The organism is Candidatus Tumulicola sp. (assembly GCA_036490475.1).
GTDB lineage: Bacteria > Vulcanimicrobiota > Vulcanimicrobiia > Vulcanimicrobiales > Vulcanimicrobiaceae > Tumulicola.
The window spans coordinates 552983-577319 of the sequence record DASXDT010000005.1 but is presented as its reverse complement, the minus strand read 5'-3'; the positions used below and the strand labels follow the sequence as shown (position 1 = coordinate 577319).

Annotated in this window: 20 protein-coding genes; 13 read left to right on the top strand and 7 right to left on the bottom strand. The window is 62.1% G+C overall.

Annotated elements, in window-relative coordinates; translation table 11 throughout:
* Positions 1–44 precede the first annotated feature (44 nt).
* On the bottom strand, positions 45–410 hold the full coding sequence (locus VGF98_06300) for a DUF6496 domain-containing protein (GenBank protein ID HEY1681225.1): 366 nt from the start codon (positions 408–410) through the stop codon (positions 45–47).
* A gap of 73 nt (positions 411–483) precedes the next feature.
* Between VGF98_06300 and VGF98_06295 the strand changes: the two genes are divergently transcribed.
* The gene (locus VGF98_06295) at positions 484–1929 is read left to right on the top strand and encodes a deoxyribodipyrimidine photo-lyase (GenBank protein ID HEY1681224.1); all 1446 of its coding nucleotides are present in this window, start codon (positions 484–486) and stop codon (positions 1927–1929) included.
* Here VGF98_06295 and VGF98_06290 read toward each other — a convergent pair.
* On the bottom strand, positions 1919–2926 hold the full coding sequence (locus VGF98_06290) for an adenosine kinase (protein HEY1681223.1): 1008 nt from the start codon (positions 2924–2926) through the stop codon (positions 1919–1921). The genes VGF98_06295 and VGF98_06290 overlap by 11 nt on opposite strands.
* 62 nt (positions 2927–2988) lie before the next feature.
* Here VGF98_06290 and VGF98_06285 point away from each other — a divergent pair, with 62 nt between their 5' ends.
* Positions 2989–3768 carry a VIT1/CCC1 transporter family protein gene (locus VGF98_06285; GenBank protein ID HEY1681222.1) on the top strand — a complete coding sequence of 260 codons (780 nt, stop codon included), beginning with the start codon at positions 2989–2991 and terminating at the stop codon, positions 3766–3768.
* Entirely contained in the window at positions 3765–4886 is a 1122-nt protein-coding gene (locus VGF98_06280; protein HEY1681221.1) for a permease, read from the top strand. Before VGF98_06285 ends, VGF98_06280 begins: the two co-directional genes overlap by 4 nt.
* On the opposite strand, the gene VGF98_06275 is transcribed toward VGF98_06280, so the two are convergent.
* From VGF98_06275 to VGF98_06265, 3 genes are read right to left on the bottom strand one after another with little or no spacing between them, the layout of a single operon-like run.
* Positions 4870–6453 carry an NAD(P)/FAD-dependent oxidoreductase gene (locus tag VGF98_06275; GenBank protein ID HEY1681220.1) on the bottom strand — a complete coding sequence of 528 codons (1584 nt, stop codon included), beginning with the start codon at positions 6451–6453 and terminating at the stop codon, positions 4870–4872. The two genes, VGF98_06280 and VGF98_06275, sit on opposite strands and share 17 nt — an antisense overlap.
* Entirely contained in the window at positions 6450–10145 is a 3696-nt protein-coding gene (locus VGF98_06270) for a TonB-dependent receptor (GenBank protein ID HEY1681219.1), read from the bottom strand. Before VGF98_06270 ends, VGF98_06275 begins: the two co-directional genes overlap by 4 nt.
* Positions 10142–11257 carry an aromatic ring-hydroxylating dioxygenase subunit alpha gene (locus VGF98_06265; GenBank protein ID HEY1681218.1) on the bottom strand — a complete coding sequence of 372 codons (1116 nt, stop codon included), beginning with the start codon at positions 11255–11257 and terminating at the stop codon, positions 10142–10144. The genes VGF98_06270 and VGF98_06265 overlap by 4 nt, the downstream gene beginning before the upstream one ends.
* Positions 11258–11389: 132 nt before the next feature.
* Between VGF98_06265 and VGF98_06260 the strand changes: the two genes are divergently transcribed.
* The 5 genes from VGF98_06260 to murI all read left to right on the top strand — a co-directional run bounded on the left by VGF98_06260 (position 11390) and on the right by murI (position 16951).
* Positions 11390–12535 (top strand): aromatic ring-hydroxylating dioxygenase subunit alpha, encoded by a 1146-nt coding sequence (locus tag VGF98_06260; GenBank protein HEY1681217.1) that lies wholly within the window; start codon positions 11390–11392, stop codon positions 12533–12535.
* Positions 12532–13695 (top strand): N-methyl-L-tryptophan oxidase, encoded by a 1164-nt coding sequence (gene solA / locus VGF98_06255; GenBank protein HEY1681216.1) that lies wholly within the window; start codon positions 12532–12534, stop codon positions 13693–13695. The genes VGF98_06260 and solA overlap by 4 nt, the downstream gene beginning before the upstream one ends.
* 76 nt (positions 13696–13771) lie before the next feature.
* Positions 13772–14269, top strand: a complete 498-nt coding sequence (locus tag VGF98_06250; GenBank protein HEY1681215.1) for a GerMN domain-containing protein — start codon at positions 13772–13774, stop codon at positions 14267–14269.
* Positions 14232–16145 (top strand): N-acetylmuramoyl-L-alanine amidase, encoded by a 1914-nt coding sequence (locus VGF98_06245; GenBank protein ID HEY1681214.1) that lies wholly within the window; start codon positions 14232–14234, stop codon positions 16143–16145. Before VGF98_06250 ends, VGF98_06245 begins: the two co-directional genes overlap by 38 nt.
* Positions 16142–16951: a glutamate racemase gene (gene murI, locus VGF98_06240; protein HEY1681213.1), complete on the top strand. Its 810-nt coding sequence runs from the start codon at positions 16142–16144 to the stop codon at positions 16949–16951. Before VGF98_06245 ends, murI begins: the two co-directional genes overlap by 4 nt.
* Here the strand turns inward: murI and VGF98_06235 are convergent.
* Entirely contained in the window at positions 16905–17540 is a 636-nt protein-coding gene (locus VGF98_06235) for a phosphatase PAP2 family protein (protein ID HEY1681212.1), read from the bottom strand. The genes murI and VGF98_06235 overlap by 47 nt on opposite strands.
* A gap of 77 nt (positions 17541–17617) precedes the next feature.
* On the opposite strand from VGF98_06235, the gene secG reads away from it, so the two are divergent.
* The 3 genes from secG to VGF98_06220 are packed head-to-tail and all read left to right on the top strand — an operon-like array spanning position 17618 to position 20064.
* Positions 17618–17995, top strand: coding sequence for a preprotein translocase subunit SecG (secG, locus tag VGF98_06230; GenBank protein ID HEY1681211.1), 378 nt, complete (start codon positions 17618–17620; stop codon positions 17993–17995).
* A gap of 15 nt (positions 17996–18010) precedes the next feature.
* Positions 18011–19042, top strand: a complete 1032-nt coding sequence (locus VGF98_06225) for an ABC transporter ATP-binding protein (GenBank protein HEY1681210.1) — start codon at positions 18011–18013, stop codon at positions 19040–19042.
* The gene (locus VGF98_06220; GenBank protein ID HEY1681209.1) at positions 19039–20064 is read left to right on the top strand and encodes a dipeptide ABC transporter ATP-binding protein; all 1026 of its coding nucleotides are present in this window, start codon (positions 19039–19041) and stop codon (positions 20062–20064) included. The genes VGF98_06225 and VGF98_06220 overlap by 4 nt, the downstream gene beginning before the upstream one ends.
* A 73-nt stretch (positions 20065–20137) precedes the next feature.
* Here the strand turns inward: VGF98_06220 and VGF98_06215 are convergent, their stop codons facing one another.
* Positions 20138–20629, bottom strand: a complete 492-nt coding sequence (locus VGF98_06215) for a hypothetical protein (protein HEY1681208.1) — start codon at positions 20627–20629, stop codon at positions 20138–20140.
* 197 nt (positions 20630–20826) lie between these two features.
* On the opposite strand from VGF98_06215, the gene topA reads away from it, so the two are divergent.
* Positions 20827–22989, top strand: a complete 2163-nt coding sequence (topA, locus tag VGF98_06210; protein ID HEY1681207.1) for a type I DNA topoisomerase — start codon at positions 20827–20829, stop codon at positions 22987–22989.
* An 8-nt stretch (positions 22990–22997) separates the two neighbouring features.
* A complete protein-coding gene (gene trmFO / locus VGF98_06205; protein ID HEY1681206.1) occupies positions 22998–24335 on the top strand; it encodes a methylenetetrahydrofolate--tRNA-(uracil(54)-C(5))-methyltransferase (FADH(2)-oxidizing) TrmFO in 1338 nt (445 codons plus the stop codon).
* The last annotated feature ends 2 nt before the right edge of the window (positions 24336–24337 follow it).

Here is a 24337-nt window from a genome sequence, read left to right as displayed (position 1 = left end):
ACCATGGTCGGCGCGGGACGTTTATCGCCCCGCGCCGATTGATTTTATGAGCCTTTTTTCTTCGGAACCTTTGCGCCTTCGCGGCGTGCCTCGCTCAAGCCGATCGCGATGGCTTGCTTCCGGCTCGTCACCTTCTTGCCGGAACGTCCCGACGTCAGTTTCCCGTGCTTCATCTCGTCCATCGCACGCTCGACCTTGCTACCGGACCGAGGCGAATACTTCCGCGTCTTCTTGCGCGCGCCGGCTTTCTTGTGGGTGGTCTTTTTGCGGCCCGTCGCCTTCTTGCGAGTGGTTTTCTTCCGCGTCGTCTTCTTGCGGGTCGTCGTCGCTTTCTTGCGGGTCGTCGTTTTCCGGACGGCGGCTTTCTTGCGGGTTGGGGTCTTTTTGCGCGTTGTCGCTGTGCGTGGCATCGTCTCTCCTTGCGGGTGATGCGAATTTGCACCATTGTACCCACCAAGCAAGCCCGCTATTCCAAAGCGCCCGATGAGTCGCTACGAGCGCGGCATCGTATGGCTCCGACGGGACCTGCGCATCTCGGATAACCGCGCGTTGTTCGAGGCCCAACGAGAATGTGACGTGGTATGTCCGGTGTTCGTGATCGACCCGGTATTGCTGCGCAGCCGCAGGATGGGCGCTCCGCTCGTGCAGTGCTTTTTCTCCGCCGTTGCCGCGCTTCGCGAGGACCTGCGCGAACGCGGCGGCGATCTCGCAATCCTCGAAGATGAAGACGGGGCCGGGGCTATCGCGAAGCTGGCTCGCCGGATTGGCGCCGGCGCCGTGTTCTTCAACGTCGATTACGAGCCGCACGCGATCGAACGCGACCGTAGGGCCGAACGGTCGTTTCGGGATGCCGGTATCGACGCGTACTCATTTACCGATCACGTCTATTACGGTGCCGACGAAGTGGTGCGCGCCAACGGCAGTCCGTACCAAGTATTTACGGCGTATCGCCGGCATTGGATGGAGCGCTTCGCAGCCGAACCACGCCCGCCGGTTCGATCGACTCCGTCGAAGGACCGGCTTCTGAGCCGGCGTGCGATCGGCGTCGCCGGCGACACGCCGGCGCCCGAGTCCTACGGATTCAAGTCTTCATCCAACTTCCCGGAAGTGTCGGAAGCGATCGCGCGCCGGCGGCTGGCCGCATTCGTTCGTTCCGGCATCACCGAGTACGAGAATCGACGAAACTTCCCGGCGATGTCCGGAACGTCGCAACTTTCGCCACAGTTGCGCGCCGGAACGATCGGTATTCGAACCTGCGTGGCGGCCGCCGTTCGCGCTGCAAAATCCGCGCCGGACCGGCAGGGCGCGCAAACTTGGCTCTCGGAATTCATTTGGCGCGACTTTTACCAAATGATTCTCAAGCATTGGCCGGGCGTCGCTACGGGCCCGTTTATCGCGCAGGCGGAACGCATTCCATGGCGTCGAGCCGACGGCGAGTTCGACGCGTGGTGTGAGGGTCGCACCGGCTATCCGATCGTCGACGCGGCGATGCACCAGCTCAATACGTTCGGATGGATGCACAACCGCTTGCGAATGATCGTCGCATCGTTTCTTACCAAAGATCTCTTGATCGACTGGCGGCGCGGCGAACGCTACTTCGAGCGCCATTTGGCCGATGCCGATCTCGCCGCGAACAACGGGGGTTGGCAGTGGTCGGCATCGACCGGTACCGACGCCGTACCGTATTTCCGCCTATTCAATCCGGTGTTGCAAGGCAAACGCTTCGACCCGAACGGCGAATTCGTACGCGCGATGTTACCGGCTCTGAAGGATGTGCCCGACCGCTATATCCACGAACCGTGGTCGATGCCGCCCATCATCGCGAACGCCGCAGGCGTTACCATCGGAAAAGAGTATCCCGAACCGATCGTCGATCATGCCGCGTCGCGCAAGCGCGCGTTGGATGCGTTTGCGGTGCTTAAAAAGTAATCGTCGAGTCCGGCATGGCCGTCGCGGCCAAGGCGCGCAGATCGGCTAACGGGCGGGCGCCGAAATGGCCGATAATTTCGGAAGCGGCAACGCTCCCCAGCCGCCCGCAATCGAACAACGAGGCGTTGCGCGTCATGCCGTACAGAAATCCAGCAGCGTACGAATCGCCTGCGCCGGTCGTATCGACCACGGCGTGCGCCGGTGCGGCCGGAATATGGATCGTTTCGTCGCTGGCGACGATCGTCGATCCGTGCGCACCGGACGTAATCGCGGCCACGCCGGTTGCGGAGCGGACGCGATCCAGCGCGCCTTCGAAATGTTCGGTTTGAAATAGCGCCAACAGTTCGATACGATTGGCGAAGAGCACGTCGACGTGCCGTTCGATCAAATCGAGAAATGCCGCGCGATGCCGTTGCACGCAAAACGGATCCGACAGCGTCAAGGCGACGGCCCGGCGAGCATCGTGCGCGATGCCGGCCGCCTCGTGAAAGGCTTGCTGCGCAGACGGCGCGTCGTACAAATAGCCTTCTAAGTAGACGACGCGCGCCGCCTCGACCAATTCGCGATCGACGTCGTCGGGTGCGAGGTCGCCGCTCGCGCCCAGAAACGTGTTCATCGTCCGCTGGGAATCCGGCGTGACCACGATCAAACAGCGTGCAGTCGAAGCCCCCGTTTTGGCCGGAGGCGTCCGAAACACGGTGCCGGCGGACGTGATATCGTGCCGGAAGGCTGCACCGAGTTCGTCGTCTCGGAGTTTTCCGATGAAACCGGTGCGGCCGCCGAGGGCTGCGATGCCGGCGATGGTGTTCGCGGCCGAGCCGCCAGATGCCGTAACGGTGGTACCCATGGCGGCGTAAATCTCGGCGGCACGCGTCTCGTCGACCAGCGTCATCGCTCCCTTGCTCATTCCGTGATGCGCCAAAAACGCGTCATCGCCGGGCGCCATCACGTCGACGATGGCATTTCCGATTCCCACAACATCAAGATCCAATGGCATCGGGCGCTTGTTCGATAGCGGGTCTGTAGGAACTGCCGGGACCTAACTTCAAGCAGGTATGCATGTCCGAACCACAGTTGCCGAATCCCGGCTGGCATCAAGTCCAGCCGAGAATTCCCGACACGCCCCAGCGGCGGCGTTTGGAACGTCAGCGTGGCATTCGCGAAATCGTGTTCGGCGCCCAAGACGGAATCCTCACGACGTTGGGCATCATCACCGGCGTCGGCGCTGCTGACGGCCAGAGTTTTACCGTCATCATGAGCGGGTTGCTGGCGCTGTTTGCCGGCGCGCTGTCCATGGGTGTCGGTGAATACCTCGGCCGCAAGGCCGAACGAGAAGTCGTGATTGCAACGATCGAGATGGAAAAAGCAGAAATGGCGGCCGATCCGCAATCCGAGTTTGCGGAGCAGGTGGCGTACTATAAGCTCAAAGGATTCACGCCGGAAGAAGCGGTTACGATCGTCAGCCGCCTGACGCAACACCCCGAAATTTATCTATACGAAATGGTGCGCGACGAATTCGGGATCGATCCGCGTGTGGCCGACGATCCGGGCTCGCGCGCATCGATTTTCATGGGCGCGTCCTACGCGATCGGCTCGCTGATCCCGATCGTCGCATTTTTGTTGCCGGTGTCGACGCGCTGGTCGATCGGACTCGCACTCGGACTAGCCGTCCTGGCGTTGTTCGCGGTCGGAGCGTATGCCGCTACGCTCGCGTCACGCAACCCGATCCGCAAAGGCCTCGAATTGGTGGCATACGGTTGCGCGATCTTCTTGCTGTCATACCTGGTTGGGCGGTTCGTTCCGCCGCTGTTCGGGCACGCGCCGGTAGCTGTCGGATGATCTGGCTCGGCCACGCGCTGGTGGCGGGCTTGCAGCAATCGTGGGAATTTTTGTGGGATAGCTTGTTCGGGCTGATCTTCGGTTTCTTGATTTCGGCGATCGCGCAAACCGCTTTGGCGCCGGGCACGATGGAACGGCTGATGGGTTGGAACGCGCGCGGCATGTTGTCGGCCCTGGGCCTGGGCATCATCGCGTCGTCGTGTTCGTACGGCGCGACGGCCGCGGTGCGCGGATTCTATCGTCAGGGTGCCGACGTTCGTGCGATCTTCGCATTCTTGGTGTCTTCGACCAACATGAACGTCGCGATCGTCATCCTCTTTTGGGCGATGCTGGGCTGGAAGTTCGCGTTCGCCGAGTTTTTTGGCGGCCTGATCATCGTGACGATCGTAACGCTGGTGTTTTCGCTAGCGTTCAACTCGCAGCGTTTGGCGCAACTGCACGAGCAATATCTGGCGGAAAATCCGGCAGAAGAGCCATCCGGCCACGATCATTGCCACGGACACGACGAGGTCGAGGAAACGACCGGTTGGGGCGCGTTGCGGCGTGCATCGACGTGGAGTGCGATCGCGCAAACGGCCTGGGGCGACGTGAATATGTTGCGCAACGAACTGATCATCGGGTATCTCGTGGCCGGCTTTGCGTCGGCGTTGATTCCTGCCGGCTGGCTGGCTGCCGCGCTCCATGCCGTGGGCGGCGTGCCGTATCTCGGGTACGTGTTGCTGCTCGTAACCGGGCTGCTCATCGCCGTCGTCACGTTCGTCTGTTCGATGGGCAACGTGCCGATCGCGCGTTATCTGATGAGCGCTGGGATACCGTTGGGCGCCAATACGACGTTCATCTACGGCGACTTGTTGATTCCGCCGCTGATTGCGATCTATCGCAAATCGTTCCCGCCACAGATCGCTTGGACGTTCGTCGGCTCGTTTATCGTTGCGGCCATGATCGCGGGCGCGACGATGGAACTGTTGATCGGCAACGTGTTCGGTGCTCCGGCCATGGGCTCGATGTCGGCCGGCAACACGTTCACCATCGTCGCCAACACGGTTGGGATCGTCGCCATCGTTGCGGTGGTCGTGGCCGCGCGGCGCGGTGCGCCAGGCGTCAGCTCCGAAGCATAACTCGCGCGGCGTTCCACCCGGACGCGCCCATCACGCCGCCTCCGGGGTGCGTCGCCGCACCGCACATGAACAACCCTTTGATCGGCGTGTTGTAGCCGGCAAATCCCGGGACCGGGCGGAACGCGAACAACTGATGCAGCGGCATCGCGCCCTGGAAGATGCTGCCGCCCGTCAGTCCGAACGTTTCCTCGATATCGATGGGGGTGAGTACCTGTCGCGCGATGACCGACTCGGTGAACCCGGGCGCGTAACGTTCGACCACGGCAAAACAGCGGTCGGCGTACTCGTTGCGTTTGGCGTCGGTCCACGGGCCGTCGGCCAATTCGTATGGCGCGTACTGCGTGAACATCGACATCACATGTTTACCCGGTGGCGCTACCGTCGGATCGAGCGACGACGGAATCGTGCACTCGACCACCGGCTCGGCCGACATCTTTCCGAACTTGGCTTCGTCGTAGGCGCGTTCGATAAAGTCCTGATCCGGACAGAGATGCACGGTGCCGCGATGTTGCGGGCCGGCTTCGTGCCCGGGCAGCGCGGTAAAACTTGGGAGCCGTTCGAGAGCGACGTTGATTTTACACGACGCGCTGCTATACGAAATGCGGCCGACCGCGTCGTTGAACTCGGGCGGCAGCTCCGCTGCGTCGACCAACTTGTTGAACGTGATGTGACAGTCGACGCCCGAGGCCACTTTTTTGGCCGAAAACTCATCGCCGTTGCGCATCGCAACCCCGGTGACGGCACCGTCTTTGACCAGAATTTTCGCGACTTCCGCTTCGGTCCGAACGTCGACCCCGAGTTCCTTCGCGGCCTTTGCGAGCGCTTGTGTTAAGCCGCCCATCCCTCCCTTAACGTAGCTCCAAACGCCACGCTTACCGTTGGTTTCGCCCATCACGTGATGGAAGAGCACGTAGGCGGTGCCGGGCATCGACGGCGCCATGAACGCACCGATGATCGCATCGGTAGCGATGGTGGCTTTGACTTCTTCCGATTCGAACCAGCGGTCGAGAATCGGACGTGCGGCTCCCGTAAGCACCTCGATCGCTTCTCCCATGCCGGGACCGAGTTTTTGCAACGCGCGCCCCATCTTGCCCATTTCGAATAGCGCCGGGATCGACGGCCGCAGCAGGTTGGGCGGAATCTGGGTGAGCGTTGGTTCGACGACCGACGCAACGCGCTCCAGCATGGCTTCGTATTGGGGATAGCGCTCGGCGTCGCGCTTGCTAAACTTCGAAATCTCTTCGACGTCGCGGTGCGAGCCGGTGCCGAGCATCAGATAGCGGCCATCGTCGAATGGCGAAAACGACGCCGGGTTGCGTTCGATCGGCTCGAATCCGTAGTCGCGCAAGCGAAGATCGGCGATGATTTCGGGCCGGAACAAACTGTTGACGTACGCCGCCGTCGAGACTTTGTAACCGGGCCAGACCTCTTCCGAAACGCAGGCTCCGCCGACGATGTAGCGGCGCTCGAGCACGAGTACTTTCCATTTGGCGCGCGCGAGATAACAGGCCGTGACGAGGCCGTTGTGGCCGCCGCCGACGATGATCGCGTCGTAACGTTGGTTCAAATTCGCACTTTCAGGCTGACGTAGGCGTTGAAGGGTTGGTTGATCGAGTTCGTGAGGTCGTCGTACGTCCCGAACGACGGTTGGTAGGGATAGCGCAAGAACGTTTGGACGTTGGCGCCGGGGTCGTAGGCGTTACCGACCGGCGGCGTACTGGGACCGCCGACCAGATCGCCGTACGAGCAGACGTTCGTGCCTTTGAAATAGGTGAATCCGGTCGTCTGTCCGCCAAAGCACGTTTGCAGCAAATTGGTCAGCGTGACGTCGACCGTAACGCGCGGCGTCAGTTGGTACGAAATGCGCAAGTGTCCGAGCAACTGCGCGGGCTCGCGGAACGCGCCGATCGCATCGAATTGGCCGGTGTACGGATCGGGAATCGACAGCGTCGCTTTACATTGCCCCATTGCTACGCCGTATGGGTTGCCGCCGGCGGCGCCGTAGGGATAGCGTGGATCGCCGGCAGTCGAACCGGGCAGCGCCGGACATCCCGAAGCCGGATCGATGCCGGGCGTCGTCAACGGCGCACCGTAGCGGTTACCGGCTTGGAATTGGAACGACGGTGTGATCGAAAAACGATCGTGCTTGTAGTTCAACACCAGCGTCGCAACGTAGGGATAGTTGTAGGCGTTGACGCCGGAACCGATCGGACCGGGAAAAGTGGAATATGGAAGATACGATGCCGCTGGATCGTACAGTGTAAACGCCGGAGACAGCCAGTACGGGTTCGCGACGTCGTGCGGCCGGCTGCAGGATGGATCGGGCGCACCGGCCGGCGTATAACAGCGAGCCGCGGGCTGCCCGTCGGTCGTATAACCGCAGACCGAGTGGCCGAATTGTTGCTTACCGTACTGCGAACCGCCCGTCGCGCAGGCTTTGGTGTAGGCATTGTATTGCGCGATGCCGGCGTTGACCGGATCGAGAATTGTCGTTCCGTTCGGCAGCAGTCCGTATTTGACCGTCGCGTAGGTATATGCGAATGAAAGCTGCCCGGAAAATCCATTGCGAGAGAAATCGCCCTTGTTCAGTTCGAACTCGAAACCCTTGGAGGTTTGATTGCCGGCGTTGAGGCCCGACGTTATGCCGCTGGTGTAGTTGATATAGAAGTTTTCGACTTCGTTCTGCGTCTGGCGTAAGAACGGCGTCAGCTTCATCGAGATATCGGTTCCATGGAAGCGGTGCTCGATCGAAAAGTCGCTATTGAACGAGATCGACGGCGCCACGGCGTGGCCGGGCGTCCTGAAGCCAAGCGGATAAAACTCGGTGAGCGTGTCGGGCAGATTCTGCTCGAGACTATCGTATTGTTCGTACGCCGAACTAGGCTGCTCGTTGTATTTTCCATAGCTGGCTCGAAGAACCGTGTCGGGATTCACCGTATAGGTCGCGCCGATACGCGGCTGCACGATCGTATACGAGTATTGCGCCGGAGCGTTTTGGATGCCGGCGTTGACGTATTGGCTGCCGAAGGCCGAGCATGGTTTCTGCGAGTTGGTCGACCACGAACCGCCGAAAGCGCTGCGGTCGACGAGCTGCAGCGTCTGCTTGTCGAAACACGTGTCTTGATTGAAGGCGTTGAACCAAAAGTCGCGTGCGGCGCCGGTGTTGGTATTGGTTCCGGTAAAACTGTAGTTATCGACGCGCAGGCCCGCGTTGACGGCGAGCCGGTCGGTGGGGCGCCATTCGTCGGTGAGGGAGTAGCCGGTGAACGCCGGCACGACGGTATTGTTGAGTCCGTACGCACCGTTCTCGACCGTGTAGTACGCACAACGTACGCCGCCGCAGGTCATGTCGGCGGAGTTTGGCGGCAAACCGTTGCCGAGATAGATGCCCTCGAGCGACGCGAACGTCGGCAGCGAGCCGTACGAGATGTTGCTGCCGCCGCCGTCGCTGCACGTCGTCGGTGTTGCGGCGCCGCGACCGGATGCCGGGGCGATATAACAGGTGCCGCTGGATAGTGAGTGCGGATTTACCAACACCGCGAAGCTGTCTCCATAACCGAACATCTGCTCGTTGTAGATACGCGCGCCGGTGGCCGTAGTATACGACGCTTCGGCTTCGAACAAATTTTGTGAATTCAATTGGTCGGTGAAGGCGGCGCTGATGCCGCGGGTATGGTTGTTGATCTCGTAGTCGCCGCTGTCGTAATACGCGTACGGCTGCAACGACATCATCGGACCGTTTTCGATCCAATCGGAGTAGTACGTGTAACCGTACAGGCGTAAGAACGCACTCGAACTAAAGTTCTTTTGGTATTGGAGCTTCACGATCGCTTGGCCGTTGTATCCGCGGTCGCGCTGGTTCTCGCCGCCCGGGATTGGCGCAAACAGCGAATGCGCCGGGGACGACGGGTAGTAATATGGTGCGACCAGCGAGCGATAGTTGGTCGGGAGCAACCCTCCGAGTTGCCCGTTATACTGAAAGCTGTCGAGATAGTACGGCGGAAACCCGCTGCTCTGCCCGGGCGCCGGCGGAACCGTTGCCTGGTAGTTGGCCAACCCTTCGTCGTTTACCGAACTGAAGAACGTGGTGAAGATTTCGTCGTTGTCGTACAGCAACTGGACGTCGTCGCGTAAGCCGTCGTTGCGATGCGGTATGCCGACGTGCAGGTTGACGATCGACGTTCGTGTAGCGATATTCGAAGCGTCGGCGGTTCCGAAGCCGATGGGTCCGAGGATCCAGCCCGGACGGCCGTTCGTGCCGACGTTCGGCTGGCCGTTGGTGTAACACGACGGCAACGATGGGTCCGGTGTCGGCGGGCAACGGCCCAGCTGCTGGCCGAACTCGTCGGTGTAGGCGGCGCCTCCGAACTGATCGACGTAACGGTGTTCTTGGTTGTAACCGCCGATGCCGACGTAATACGAAAAAAGCCGGTCGGGCGTCGAGCCGCCCGCTTCGACGTTCAAACTATGGTAGAAGGCCGGCGTACCGATGCTCGGATTAATGCTGGCGTAGCCCGGAAACGTTCCGGTTTTGATTACCTGATTGATGAACCCGGCCAAGCCTTGCGCTTCGGCATTGGAGGGCGTGGCGCCGGTGTATACTTGCAGTTCTAGCTGGCCGAGCGATGAGAGCGACGATGACGGATAGTTGTCGAACGCGCGGTTGACGGGAATGCCGTCGAACTCGTAACCGACCTCGTACGCGTCGCCGCCGCGCACGTGAACGGCTTGATTATATCCGTTCTGATTGGCTGGAACGTACGCGCCGGGAACGCTGGCGATCGCCGAGTATGCGCTGTTGAGATTGCCGCCGCCGCCGAGCGCGCTCAAGCGTTCTTGCTGTTGCGCTCCGACCGAATAGATATCGGCAGTCGTGCCCGGACGCACCAGGTTGGATGCGTTGCGTGATGCGACGTGCGCGATCGTTTGTAAGGTTTTTCGCAAGGAGAACGCCAGCGTTTGCTGGGCGTCGGCGAACACCGCAATTCCTGGATAGGATGCCGGTTCGAAACCCGTCTTCTCGATCGTCGCGACGTACTCGTCGGGCGCTAGCGAAACGAATTGAAAGCGCCCTGACGCGTCGGTGGTCGCCGTCGCGATCTGCGACGGACTGGTCACCGTCACGCGAGCTCCGGCGATCGGCGACGTGGTTCCGGCTTGGGTGACGATTCCGCTAAGGCCGCCGGTGGTGCCGGCGATCGAGACGGATGGCCATGCGATCGATACGATTGCCAGTAGCGTAACGAGCGCGCGCTTCATGGCGCTTGAACGATTGCCAGATACTGGCGGTCGAAGGCGGCCAGTAACCCCTCGGCGTTCGAATACGGACCCGGCAGGTAGGCACTCGAGCGCAAACCCTTTTGCGTGAGCTCGCTGACGTGCCAATCCTGGCGGTTGGTCAAATCCCAAAAATCGACCGCGTCGCGCGCGTCAAAATGGCACGTGTCCATCGCCTGCGGATCGAACATCCACGCGCACGAAATGTGCGTCCGGTCGATTGCCAGAGGCCGCACGTAGTGCACCATCACGTAGTCCGGATGTAAGCTCAGCAGCAGCGAGGGAAAGATCGTGTAGTAATACACGCGGTCGAGATCGTCGCCGGAGACCGCTCCAACCGGGGCTCGATTCGTATGTCCCGTCGTCGTGAGGCTGGCGCCGTGCGCGCGCAACTCCGAATACCCGCCGAGCACAAGCCCTTGGGTTAGATCGTTGCGGCCGCTGTCGGACGGCGATAGCTTATCGAGCTCCGGATGCACCAGCGGACAGTGGTAACACTCGGAATAGTTTTGAAAGATCAGCTTCCAATTGCAGTTGACTTCGTACTCGATCGTGCGCGCCGTACGCAGCGCTTGAATTTGCCAACGATCGAATCGTCCAGCGAGTCCGGCCAGCGCGCGATCGAACGGCTCGGGATCGGGCGCGAGGTTGATGAAGATGAAGCCTTGCCATACCTCAAGCGCGGCTTTGCGTAGCGGATAATCGCGGCGATCGAATCCTTCGACGTCGGCCATGTTGCGAGCGGCCAGGAGCGAGCCGTCGAGTCCATAGGTCCACGCATGGTACGGGCACTGAATCGAACCTAAGAATCGGCCCGACGCCGACTCGCACATGCGCGTGCCGCGGTGGCGGCACACGTTGTAGAGGGCATGCAGTTGGCCGTCTCGGTCGCGGGTGACGATCAGTTCGTCGTTGCCAACCGGAACCGTCACGAAATCGCCGGTTGCGGCGATGTGTTCGTCGCGGCCGACGCACAGCCACTGTCGTCCGAAAACGGTCTGCTTTTCGCGTTCGTAGACCTCCGGCGAAACGTACCAAGACGCGTCCAAAGTCATCGCTCCGGCAACGTTGGCCGGCTTTGCAAACGTTTCCACGACAGCCTCCTCGCAGGGCGAACGGCGACGTTTGTCGAGGACTTCAGCTCGTTTGACGGAAGCCCCTCCGAAGCGTCGATTTGTTAAGCGATGCAGTTCGAAAACTGCTAAAACCTTCGGGAGGCGCGGAACTTGACCGAACGAGAGCGGACAGCGCCGCCGGCCGAATCGGCCTTGCAAACGTCGCTTCCGCGACGTGCCTACGTCGACGACGTGTACTTCGAGCGCGAGCGCCGCGCGATCTTTTGGACCGAGTGGTTCTGCATCGGCCGCGCGGAACGATTCGACTGCCCCGGCGCCTACGAAACGATCGACGTCGCCGGTGAAAGCGTCATCGTCATTCGTTCCGAGCGCGGTCTCTTCGCGCATCTCAATGTGTGCCGGCATCGCGGGAGCCGGCTGCTGTGCGACAGCGGAACGTTGCGCGGCGCCATTCGCTGTCCGTATCACGGCTGGGCCTACGATGCCGACGGGCGGCTGCTGTCGGCGCCGTTCCTCGAGGACGATGCGCTGCCGGATGAGGCTCGCCACCTGCACTCCGTCGCCATCGATTGTTGGGCGGGGTTCGCATTCGTCAACCTCGGCGCGAACAGCGCGCGCCAGACGCTGCTCGAGCAACTTTCCGGCGCGCCGCAGCGTGTCGCAAATTATCCATTGGACGCATTACGCGTGGCGCGTTCGTTTCGTTACACGGTCGACGCCAACTGGAAAGTATTGCTGGAAAACTACAACGAGTGTTACCACTGCGCCGGAGTGCACCCGGAGCTGTGCCGGATCGTTCCGGCGTTCAAACGGCGTGGTGGCAGCGGTCTCGATTGGGAGCGCGGCATCGAGCACCGCCCGGGCGCGTGGACGTTTAGTGCAACCGGGATCAGCGACCGCCGTCCGTTCGACGGGCTCGACCAGGACGAGCGAGAGCGCCATAAGGGCGAACTCGTCTACCCGAACTTTATGTTGAGCCTGTCGGCCGATCACGCAGCGGCCTTTACGTTGTGGCCGGTGTCGCCAGGTCGCACCGACATCGTGTGCGACGTTTTGTTTCATCCAAGCGAAATGGCCCGGGCGGGATTCGATCCGGGCGATGCGGCCGATTTTTGGGACTTGGTTAACCGGCAAGATTGGGCGGTATGCGCCGGGGTGCAAGCCGGAATGCAGTCGCACGCCTTCCGCTACGGATACTACGCGCCGATGGAAGATTACAGTTTAGACATCCGGCGCTATATCGAGCGTCGCCTCGGCAGCAACGCGGTCGACGTCGATGCGGAGACCGGCGCGTGACCAACGAGTTCGATGCTATCGTACTCGGGCTCGGCGGCATCGGTAGCGGTGCCGCGTACTGGCTCGCCAAATCGGGCGCGCGGGTCGCCGGATTCGAGCAGTTCGAGTTCGGGCATGCCCGGGGCGAATCGCACGATCATTCGCGCATCATTCGCTTGTCGTACGTTACGCCGGCATACGTGCGCTTGGCAAAATTGGCGTATGCGGCCTGGTCTGAAGTCGAGCGGGACAGCGGTGAGGCAATCATCTATCGCACCGGCGGGCTCGATATCGGACCTCGAAACGGTGCGATTCCGCTCGACGGCTATGCCGCGGCAATGCGATCCGAAGGCGTACCGTACGAGCGAATAGACGCGGCGGAGATCCGGCGCCGCTGGCCGCAGTTTCGAATCGACGGCGACATCGAGGCGCTCTTTCAAGCCGACGGTGGGATCGTCGCGGCGGAGCGCGCGACGGCGGCGCACCAGCGCATGGCGCTGGAATACGGCGCTCAGCTTCTCGAACGTACGCCGGTCGACGCGGTAGATTGTGGCGGCGGCGAAGTCGTGGTACGCGCCGGCGGCATGGAGTATCGCGCGGGGCGGCTGATCGTCGCTGCCGGACCATGGAGCGCGCCGCTGCTCCAGCAGCTGGGTTGCCGCGTTCCGCTCGACGTCACCAAAGAACAGGCGATGTATTTTTCGTTGGAACGCCCGGATGCGTTTGCGATCGGGCGTTTTCCGATTTGGATTTGGATGGACTCCCCGTCGTTCTATGGATTTCCGGTCTTTGGCGAATCCGGAGCGATCAAGATCACCCAGGACGCAGGCGGGCGCTGCGTCGATCCCGACACGCGGACGTTCGACGAGGATCCGGCCATCACGGCGCGCGTCCGCGCGTTCGTCGATCGGCATCTGCCGGCTGCCGGCGCGACGCGCATCATCAAGACGTGTCTGTATACGTTGACGCCGGATCGCGACTTTATCATCGATCGCTTGCCGAACCATCCGCAGGTCAGCGTCGCAATCGGAGCCGGGCATGCATTCAAGTTTGCATCGGTCATCGGCCGCGTGTTGGCGCGCAGTGCTACCGAGTCGGCGTTGCCGGGCGGGCTCGACGATTTCTCGATCCGTCGTCCGATACTACAGCTCGACGACCCGCCAAAAACGTATATGGTATGATACGGCGGTGGAACCGCCCGTAAGACGTCGCAGCGCCCAGGCTGCGCCGAACCGGAACGCCGGACGTATCGTTGCTTTGCTCGTCGTCTTGGCCTTGGTGGCCGTCATCGCCGGTTACGAAATTTTATCGCATTCTCACCCGCCCGGTGGCACTGTTTCCGTGTACTACACGAAGATGGATGGAACGTCGATGGGCACATTTACCGTTTCGCAACGCCCGCCGGCAACCGGCGAGAGCGCGACCGAACATCTGCACGACGTTGCACTGTACGCCGCGGTGTCGGCCCTGGCGGGCCCGCCGGGTGGAACTGAGGCGATCCGTTTCCCGCCGGGAACGCGAGTGCAAGGCGTAACCGTCCGAGGCTCCACGGCTACCGTCGATTTGTCGCGCGAGATCACGCGTCAGGCCGGCGGAAGTTTCGGCGAAGACGGAGAGTTCAAAGCGCTCGTCTACACGTTGACCGGCGTACCCGGTATCGACGCCGTGAAGATAACGATCGACGGCGCGACCCTTCCAACACTACCAGGAGGTCACGTTGAGCTGGATCAGCCGCTGCACCGCTCCGATTGGTAAATTTGCGCTTCCGGCATGCCTGTTGTTCGCCGCGGCGTTTGCTGCGACGCGAGCGGACGCTCCCGTGCGAGCGGTCTTTCAACATCAGACCCTGACGTTTACGCACGTGTCGAATGCCAACGGCTCGCTTGCCGTCGGCATCGACGATCCCGCGTTTCGCGCGCTGCTGCGGACCGATGGTGCGAGCATGACGTGGAAGCAGGGCGAACGTTACGTGTTGTTGACGACGGCCGCTCCCGCGGTCGCGACCTTCGCGCTCGGCGATCCGCGCTACGACCTCGGCTCGATCGCGTTGCAGGCTCCGTTCGCTCCCTACCTGCAGAATGGCGAGGTCTACTTGCCGTTCGATGCGGTGATCGCTTCGCTCGATCTGGCCTGGCGCAACGATGGCAATACAGCGATTCTTCAGCCGCAGCTGGACGCCATCGATGTGCGCCCGGCCGGCGATCGCGTGGAGATCGTCGCGCACGGCGGCGCGATGCTGCGTCCGCGAATCGTGCAATCGAATCGCGGTACGGTGACGTACGAATTCGACGGGGTCGGCACGACCCTGATCGGCACGCGAAATGTCGAGGCCGGCGGCGTGCAAAGTTTACAGATCGCGCAGTCGGGAACGGCCCGCGATCCGAAAACGCTGGTTACCGTTTCGATGGTCGACGGAACCGGGCACGACTCGCCGCGTAGCACCGGCACGCGTGACGTGACGATCGCGTTCGGACCCGGCCTAGCGGCGTCGTCCAACCAGACGGCGCAGGCGCCGCCGCCCGCCGAAACGGCGCCGCAGACCCAGTCGCCTCCGGCAAACGGCGCGACGGTCGTTACCGGGGTTTCGGTGGCCGGCGACGGCGGGTCATTCACGGTGTCGGTCGCGGTATCGGGAAACGCGTCGTACGAATGGCACCGTTTACGGGAGCCGGATAATCGCTTTTGGATCGACATCGTCGGTGCGCAATTGCAAGGAACTCCGATCACACAGAACGAGCCGGCGCCGATCGGTTCGTTGCGCGTGCGGCAGGTTGCGCCCGGCACCGTGCGCGTTGCCTTATCGCTCACCGGGCCGAAATCGCTGCTGGTGTCGCCGACGCAAACCGGCGTGACGATTTCGGTCGGTAACGACGACGTGGCCGACGCGCCGCGCGCGGGGGCCGGAAGCATCGGTACGACCGTTTCTTCGACCGAAGCCGTCGCGCAAGTGACGCCGGCGCCAGCCGACCAAACCGGCTCGTCCGACGACAGTTCTGGCTGGAAGTTCGGCCCGACGCACAGCGGTTACGCCGCGCTCAATCCGCGGCTGATCGTCATCGATCCGGGCCACGGCGGCAGCGATCGCGGCGCCGCGCGCAACGGTCTTGACGAAGCCGTCGTCAATCTTGACGTCTCGCGGCGGCTGCGCGACATTTTGGTCGCGCGCGGCTGGCAAGTTCGCATGACGCACGAACGCGACGTCGACGTGTATCAGCCCAACGACAGCGCGCACGACGAACTGCAGGCGCGCGACGACGTCGCTAATCGAGCCGGCGCGCGCATGTTCGTGAGCATTCACTCCAACAGCTTCATTAACTCCGGACCGTACGGCACCACCGTCTACATTTCTAAGCCGATGGACGTTCCGTTGGGCAACGCGATCGAACACCAACTCATCGGCGACGGCACAAAAGACGACGGGGTCGTCAAGGGGCACTTATATGTGACGCTGCACGCCGTGATGCCGGCAGTGTTGGTCGAGACGGCATTTCTTTCGAACCCGAGCGACTTCGCGTTACTCTCCTCGCCGGCGTGGCGGCAGAAGATCGCGCAATCGATTGCTGACGGCATCGAGAAGTACAATCAGCAGTATCCGGCACCGGCACGGGCGGCGATGACGCCTTCGCAGTGATTGGAATTTTCGATTCGGGCCTCGGCGGACTCACAGTCGTGCGCCGGGTGCGCGAACGTTTGCCCGCGGTGGATCTCTTGTTTTTTGCCGATCAAGCGCACGTACCATATGGCGGTCGCGACCCCGACGAGCTGCACGGCTTGCTGCGCGAGAACGTCGCCTGGCTCGACGCCCAGGGCGTACGTGCGATCGTCATGGGCTGCAATACGTCGTGCGCGATCGCCGAGCGCTATGGCTGGCCGTCGACCAGCGCTCCGGTTCTCGATTTGATCGATTCTGCCGCCACCGCCGTGCAGCGGGCCGGTCATCGCCGTATCGGCGTCGTCGCGACGTCTGCGACCGTCGCCAGCGGTTCGTACGGACGCTCGTTGCGGTCGGCGGTGCCGGGCGCCGAGGTGTGGGAAATCGCTGCACCCGATTTAGTGCCGCTCGTCGAAGCGGGTGAATCGGGGGCGCGGGCGCGGGCCGCGGTCGACGCCGTTTGCGCCAAACTTCCGAACGAACTCGACGCGGTGGTGTACGGATGCACGCACTATCCGATGTTGTCGCAGCATTTCCGGCGTGCGTTGAGCGGCATCGCCTTAATCGACCCCGCCGAAATGCAAGCCGAACGCGCGGCAGCGATCGTGGCAGAGCTCGAACCGTCGGCCGAGCGCGGCACAACGCGCTACGTGACCAACGGAGACCCGCGCGTGCTCGCAGCCAACGTCACGCGCATTTTAGGTGAAAGCGCTCCGAACGTGCGCGCCGAGATTCCAGCTAGTAACGCGCTACGTGGAACGCTGAGAAAAACAGGATCGTCGTAACCGTCGCGAGGCCGGCGCCGGCCAATACTTGCGCCACGGTATGCGCTTTTAAGTAGACGCGCGCCCAGCAGACCATCGGTATCAGCACGAAAAACGGTAACGGCGCACGGCCGTAGAGCAAAAAGAGCGCGACCATCGGCGCCGTGATCCCCAAGGCGTGCGTGCTAATTTTCCAAAACCGAGTAATGTAGCCCACGATTAGGGTCGAGACGAAATACCCGACCATCGCCGCGACCATAACGCGCGGGGCGTGCAGCAGCCACAGCACCGCGCTGCCCATCAAATAAAAGACGACGAAGATGCTGAAGACGACCTCGCGTTCTGTCCGCACCGACATATCCAAATCCGAAATGCGACCGGTCGAGTAGAGCCAGAAGACGTACAACATCGGACCGATCGACGTGAAGAACGTCGATAAGAAGAGCAAGCGCCAGAATTCGAAGGTGTCGGGCGCGTTGGTATCGGCGAGGATGACGAACAGAGCCAACGCCGTGAGGAATGGGTTGAAGATCGTCGATAGGATGCGCGCCAGGTCGCGCCAGACCCGGCGTCCGCGTAGCGCGACGACCGGCGCGCTTGGCTCTAGCACCGTTGCTACTAACGTCCGGCGCCCCGCCAATCCTGCGCGGCAGGCCGCCAAGCGGTGTCGGTCGTACAATCGACCCGGTGATTTCCCTGATCCTCGCGGCGGCGGGTGCCGCCCCTATTCCCAAAACGCCGGCCACGCTGCCCGCGTCCCTGCAGCAACAGCTGGCGCAACAAGCTGCTCCGCCCGCGATCATCCCGCACACGTACATCGCGTTGCACGCGCCGTGGTTAACCCACACAGTGGCCGGGATTTTCATGGTCGCAGCGGTTGGACTGGTCGCATTGCTCGCCGTCCAAACGACGAAGCAAGAGGGCTTGAGCGGAACGATTGGCGGCCGGGTTGAGTCGGCCTATCGCGGACGGCTCGGCGCCGAGGAACAGCTCAAACGACTGACCGGAGGCGTCGCGGTCGCGTTCGTCGTGACCGCGTTCGTCCTCGCGCTGACCGGAATCTAAGGAAGCACTGCTCGCGTGCCCGACGCGGCGCCGCTGCTCGAAGTCTCCAATCTACGTACGGTTTTTCGAACCGAAGACGGCCCCGTAACCGCCGTTAACGGACTGTCGTTTACGCTGCAAGCCGGCGAAACGCTCGGTATCGTGGGCGAGTCCGGATCTGGAAAATCCGTTACCGCACTTTCCATCATGCGGCTGCTTCCCAAGAGTTCGACCGTTACCGCCGACCGCATCGTGTTCGACGGTCAGTCGTTGCCCTCGTTAAGCGAATCCGAGATGCGGAAGATCCGCGGACATAAAGCCGCGATGATCTTCCAGGATCCGATGACGTCGCTCAATCCAGTGTTGACGATCGGCGAGCAGATCGCAGAAGCGATCCGGCTGCATTTAGGATTGAATCAGCGTGACGCCCGCGATCGCACCGTCGAGATGCTCAAGAAAGTTCGCATTCCGGCGCCCGAAAAACGGCTCAACGACTATCCGCACCAGTTTTCCGGCGGCATGCGCCAACGCGTGATGATCGCGATGGCGTTGTCGTGCAGCCCCAAGCTGCTGATCGCCGACGAACCGACGACCGCGCTCGACGTCACCATTCAGGCCCAAGTGCTCGAGCTGATGAACGAGCTGCAGCGCGAGACCGGCGCGGCGATTCTGATGATCACGCACGATCTCGGCGTGGTCGCCGAAGTCTGCCGTAACGTGCTCGTGATGTACGGCGGAAACTTGGTCGAGTACGGCTCCGCCGAGCAAATCTTCGGCCGTCCGCGCATGCCGTACACCCAAGGGCTGCTGGCTTCGTTGCCGCGTCTGGACGAAAGCAATCCGCGCCGTTTAGAGCCGATCAAAGGCCAGCCGCCGAACTTGCTCAACCTTCCAAAGGGCTGCGTCTTTGCACCCCGCTGCGAGTACCGGATGCCGATGTGCGACGAACCGGTTCCGCTGTACGATTTCGGTGAAGGCCACATCGCCCGTTGCTTTCTGTACGACAAACGTGCGGAATCGCAGCGGCCGATCGAGGTTGAAACCGCTCCGGTGGTGCCGACGCCGTGAGTGCGCTCGTCGAAGTCGAAGATCTGTATAAATATTTTCCGATTCACGCCGGCCTGCTGTCGCGGCACGTCGCGGACGTCAAAGCCGTCGACGGCGTCAGCTTCTCGATCGAGCGCGGTGAGACGCTCGGCTTAGTCGGCGAGTCCGGCTCGGGCAAGACGACCGTCGGCCGGTTGTTGCTGCGCTTGTTGGCCGAAACGAAAGGCAAGATTCGGTTCGAAGGCCGCGATGTCGTGGCAATGAACCGGACCCAGCTTCGGGAATTGCGGGGCGACGTCCAGATCATCTTTCAAGATCCGTTCGCTTCCCTCAATCCGCGCATGACGATCGGCGAGATCATCGCCGAACCGATTCGGATCCACGGGATCGCTCGCGGAAAAGACGTGCAAGACCGCGTGCAAGACCTGGTCAAACGCGTCGGCTTGCGCCCCTATCACGTCAACCGGTACCCGCACGAGTTTTCGGGCGGACAGCGCCAGCGCGTCGGCATCGCGCGCGCCTTGGCGGTCGATCCGAAGTTCATCGTGTGCGACGAGCCGGTTTCGGCCCTCGACGTTTCGATCCAGGCGCAGGTCATCAACCTGCTGGAGGATCTGCAAGAGCAGTTCAGCCTAACCTATTTGTTCATCGCGCACGACCTTTCGGTGGTGCGGCATATTTCGGACCGGGTCGCCGTGATGTACGTCGGTAAGATCGTCGAGCGGGCAGCGAGCGATGCGCTCTACGTCAACCCGCTGCACCCGTACACGCAGGCCTTGTTGTCGGCGATTCCGATTCCCGATCCGGTGGCAGAGCGGCGGCGCAAACGCATCGTCTTAACGGGTGATATTCCGTCGCCCGTGAGCCCGCCGTCGGGTTGCCGGTTTCATACGCGTTGCCCGGTCGCGTTCGAGCGATGCACGATCGAAGAGCCGCCGTTGGTGGAATATTCGGCCGGTCATTTTGCGGCGTGTCATTGGGTTGCCGAACACGACGGACGCGCGCCCGATCTCGCCGGTGGCCCAGTCGTCGTTTCGGTGTAAACGCCGCCTCGAGAATTAAAATGAGCGGCCGCGAGAGCGGCCGCTCGTGTTTTACGCCAAAATCGGCGAACCGTTAAGCGGCTTTCTTACGTCCGCCCTTTTTGCGGCCAACGGTCTTCTTACGTCCCGTGGCTTTCTTACGTCCCGTCGTGGCTTTCTTGCGTCCGGCGGTTTTCTTACGTCCGGTGGCCTTTTTACGTCCGGCCGTTTTCTTGCGTCCGGTGGCCTTCTTACGTCCGCCGGCTTTCTTGCGTCCAGCGGTCTTTTTACGTCCGGCGGTCTTTTTGCGTCCGGCAGTTTTCTTACGTCCGGTGGCCTTCTTACGTCCGGCGGTTTTTTTACGTCCGGTGGCCTTTTTGCGTCCGGCGGTTTTCTTACGTCCGGTGGCTTTCTTGCGTCCGGCGGTCGCTTTCTTGCGTCCCGGCGCGGCTTTTTTACGACCGGCGGTTTTCTTGCGTCCGTTCGTCGCAGCCGCTTTTTTTCGGCCAGCGCCTTTGCGGCGCGTCTTGCGGCGGGGCCGTTCGTCGGCGATCGTTCCGCCATTCAAGATGGTATCGGAGTCCATTCATTCCTCCTCGCCCTCAAGGGACGACAAGCGTTATTTTGGACAGCGCTCAGTTCGGCGCTTTGAGCGCATCATAGAGGATTTTACGCAATCATGCAAATTCGCGTGCGCGTTCACGTGTGTGATACGCATGCGAATCGCGCGCCGCGCGCGATTCCATTTGCCGGGATGTTGACCGCGGCGGTATACTAAGCCCCGTGAAAAAGCCCCTGATTATCGTCGAGTCGCCGACCAAAGCGCGTACGATCAAGAAATTCTTGCCGAACCGCTTCACGGTCAAGGCGTCCGTCGGACACGTCCGCGATCTGCCGAAGAGCACGCTGGGCGTGGACGTCGACAGCGACTTCGCGCCGCGTTACCTGACGATTAAAGGTAAGGGCGACATCATCAAGGAGCTGAAGAGCGCTGCCAAATCGGCCGGAACGGTGTATCTGGCGACCGACCCCGATCGCGAAGGTGAAGCGATCGCGTGGCATCTCGCCGAGCTATTGAAGCTCGAGGATCCGAAACGCATCGAGCTGCACGAGATCACGAAAGAAGCCGCGCTCGCGGCGATCGAAAACCCGCATCACATCGATATGGACCGCGTCAACGCACAGCAGGCACGGCGCATTCTCGACCGGCTGGTCGGCTACAAGATATCGCCGTTGCTGTGGGCCAAGGTTCGCGGCGGCCTGTCGGCCGGCCGCGTGCAATCGGTCGCGGTCAAGCTGATCGTCGATCGCGAACGTGAAATCTTAGCGTTTCGACCGCGCGAGTATTGGACGGTGACCGCGCAACTCGCCACCGCAGAAGCGCCGGAGATGCCGTTCACGGCCGAACTCGTCGCCGAACGCGGCGAGAAAGTCGATATCACGACGGCCGAACAGGCCGATACCGTGATGCGTGCGCTGGATGGCGCGGCGTATCGCGTCGCGGCTATTCGAAAGCGCGAAGTCAAACGAAACGCTCCGCCCCCGTTCACAACCTCTACCCTGCAGCAAGAGGCCTCGCGGAAACTGAAGGTGCGCGTGCGGCGCACGATGCAGATCGCCCAAGGTCTGTATGAAGGGGTCGATCTAGGCGGCTCCGAGGGCACGGTCGGACTGATCACCTACATGCGCACCGACTCGACCCGCATCAGCGATCAAGCGCGCGATGCGGCCCGCGAGTTCATCGTCGAAAGCTACGGCGAAGCGTTCCACGGCGGCCGGCGCCACAAGGTGCGCGAAGGCGCCCAGGACGCTCACGAAGCCATCCGCCCGACCTCGGTGTTCCACACTCCGCAACGCGTCGCGGCCTCGCTCAAGCGCGACGAGCTGCGTCTCTATACGATGATCTGGGAGCGATTCGTCGCGTCGCAAATGTCGGCGGCTGTTTTCGATCAGACCGCTGTCGACGTGTCGGCCGCGCATTTCACGTTTCGTGCGACCGGCACCATCATGCGGTTCGCGGGCTTCACGCGAGTCTACAGCGAGAGCCGCGACGAGGATGCGAGTGCGGGCGGCGAACGCGCGATGGACGACGCGACTTCCAAGGGTGAGAAGGCGCGTCCGCGTCTTCCCGACCTGCACGAGGCGCACGATCTCGATTGCCGCGGCGTCGAGCCAAAGCAACACTTCACCGAGCCGCCGCCGCGCTTCACCGAGGCGAGCTTGGTGAAAGCGCTCGAAGACAACGGCGTCGGACGGCCTTCGACCTACTCGACCATTGTCGATACGATTTCGGCGCGCGGGTACGTCGCGCAACAAGAGCGTCGATTCGTTCCAACCGAGATCGGTATGGCCGTAAATGACTTGCTGGTCGAGCACTTTCCCAATATCGTCAACCTCGACTTCACGGCGTCGATGGAAGGCAATCTCGACAAGGTCGCGGTGGGCAACGAAAACTGGGTCGACGTGTTGCGCGGGTTTTACACGCCGTTCGCCGAGGAGCTGGAAAACGCCGAGAAGCGCTTACCCCGCTTGGAACTGCGTGACGAGCCGACCGACGAGATCTGTCCGAATTGTGGCAAGCCGATGGTCATCAAGACCGGGCGCTTCGGCAAATTCATCTCGTGTTCTGGCTATCCAGAATGCAAGACGACCAAGCCGATCGTCAAAGATACGGGCGCCATTTGTCCTAAAGACGGCGGCGCAATTCTCGAACGCCGTTCGAAAAAGGGTCGCACGTTCTACGGTTGCGCGAATTATCCAAACTGCGATTTCGTCTCGTGGGACCGGGTCGTTGCACAGCGCTGTCCGGTGTGCGGCTCGTACGTCATCGCCAAGTCGCGTGGAGGCAACGTTCGCTTGGAATGTGCGGCTTCGCGCGAGCATGAGGTCGCCGAGGTGCAGAACGACGCGGCGTCGTCCGACGAAGCAGCACTCGCGTCGACCTAACGCAATCGTTGCGCGTCACGGTCGTCGGAGGCGGTTTAGCCGGCTGCGAAGCGGCGTGGCAGGCGGCGCGACAGGGTGCCGAGGTCGATCTCTACGAGATGCGACCACATGCGAGCGGACCGGCGCATCACACCGCCGGTTTAGCCGAGTTGGTGTGCAGCAACTCATTGCGCGGTGCCGCGCTCGAGAATGCCGTCGGCTTGCTGAAAGAAGAGCTGTTCCGGCTCGATTCGATCGTCGTTCGGTCGGCGCGTGAAACCGCCGTTCCGGCCGGCGGGGCGTTGGCGGTGGATCGAGATCGATTCTCGCAGGCGGTCGAACGCGCGCTGGTCGATCATCCGCGCATCCATCTGCATCGCGAGGAAGTGCACGAAATTCCATCGCAGCGGCCGGCCATCGTGGCGTGCGGGCCGCTACCGGGAGCCGACCTGTTATCGTCGATCGACGCCGTGCTGCGTTCGCTGCCGTCCGGCGAAGGGCGCCGCTTACACTATTTCGATGCGGCCGCGCCGATCGTTGCCGCCGACTCGATCGACGAAAGCGCCGGCTATCGCAAATCGCGCTACGAGAAGGGCGACGGCGACGACTATCTCAACCTGCCGCTCGACCGCGACGCCTATCGAGAACTCGTCAACGATTTGCGGACGTCGCCGCGGCATCAGGCTAAAGACTTCGAAGCCGGCGATTCGACGCGCTACTTCGAGGGCTGTCTGCCGATCGAAGAGATGGCCGACCGCGGGGAAGAGACGTTGCGGTACGGTCCGCTCAAACCGGTTGGTTTGCGCCATCCTCAGACGGGGATCACGCCCTATGCGGTGGTGCAACTTCGCAAAGAGAACGCGCAAGGCACGGCATTCAACTTGGTCGGATTTCAGACGCGCATGACGTGGCCCGCGCAGCGCGCGACGTTCGGCAAGCTTCCCGGTTTGGCCAAAGCCGAATGGTTGCGGCTCGGCGTGATGCATCGCAACACGTTCGTCGACGCGCCCCGCGTGCTGGACGCTCGATTGATGCTGCGCGGCGTCGAGGGCTTGTATCTGGCCGGCCAAGTGACCGGCGCCGAGGGATACGTCGAGGCGGCTGCGTGCGGTGCGATGGCGGGCATCCATGCCGCGCGGGGCGTGCTGGGTAAGCGGCCGGTCGAAGTTCCTCGCGAAACCGCACTGGGTGCGGTAGTGGCCCATTTGCAGAACGCTGCCAGCCCCGATTTCCAACCCAGCAACGTTACCTGGGCAGAATTCCCGCCGCTCGACGTTCGGATCCGCGAGAAGAACGAACGGCGTGGCGCGATGGCAATTCGGGCGCTGGCGGCGCTCGATGCCTTCGCTCGTTCGCTGCAGGTGTGAAA

Excerpts from the sequence above, each read along its gene's own strand:
- VGF98_06295 (HEY1681224.1), top strand. The coding sequence starts at position 484 with ATGAGTCGCTACGAGCGCGGCATCGTATGGCTCCGACGGGACCTGCGC.
- VGF98_06270 (HEY1681219.1), bottom strand. The coding sequence starts at position 10,145 with ATGAAGCGCGCGCTCGTTACGCTACTGGCAATCGTATCGATCGCATGG.
- VGF98_06285 (HEY1681222.1), top strand. The coding sequence starts at position 2,989 with ATGTCCGAACCACAGTTGCCGAATCCCGGCTGGCATCAAGTCCAGCCG.
- VGF98_06300 (HEY1681225.1), bottom strand. The coding sequence starts at position 410 with ATGCCACGCACAGCGACAACGCGCAAAAAGACCCCAACCCGCAAGAAA.
- VGF98_06290 (HEY1681223.1), bottom strand. The coding sequence starts at position 2,926 with ATGCCATTGGATCTTGATGTTGTGGGAATCGGAAATGCCATCGTCGAC.
- VGF98_06215 (HEY1681208.1), bottom strand. The coding sequence starts at position 20,629 with ATGGACTCCGATACCATCTTGAATGGCGGAACGATCGCCGACGAACGG.
- VGF98_06280 (HEY1681221.1), top strand. The coding sequence starts at position 3,765 with ATGATCTGGCTCGGCCACGCGCTGGTGGCGGGCTTGCAGCAATCGTGG.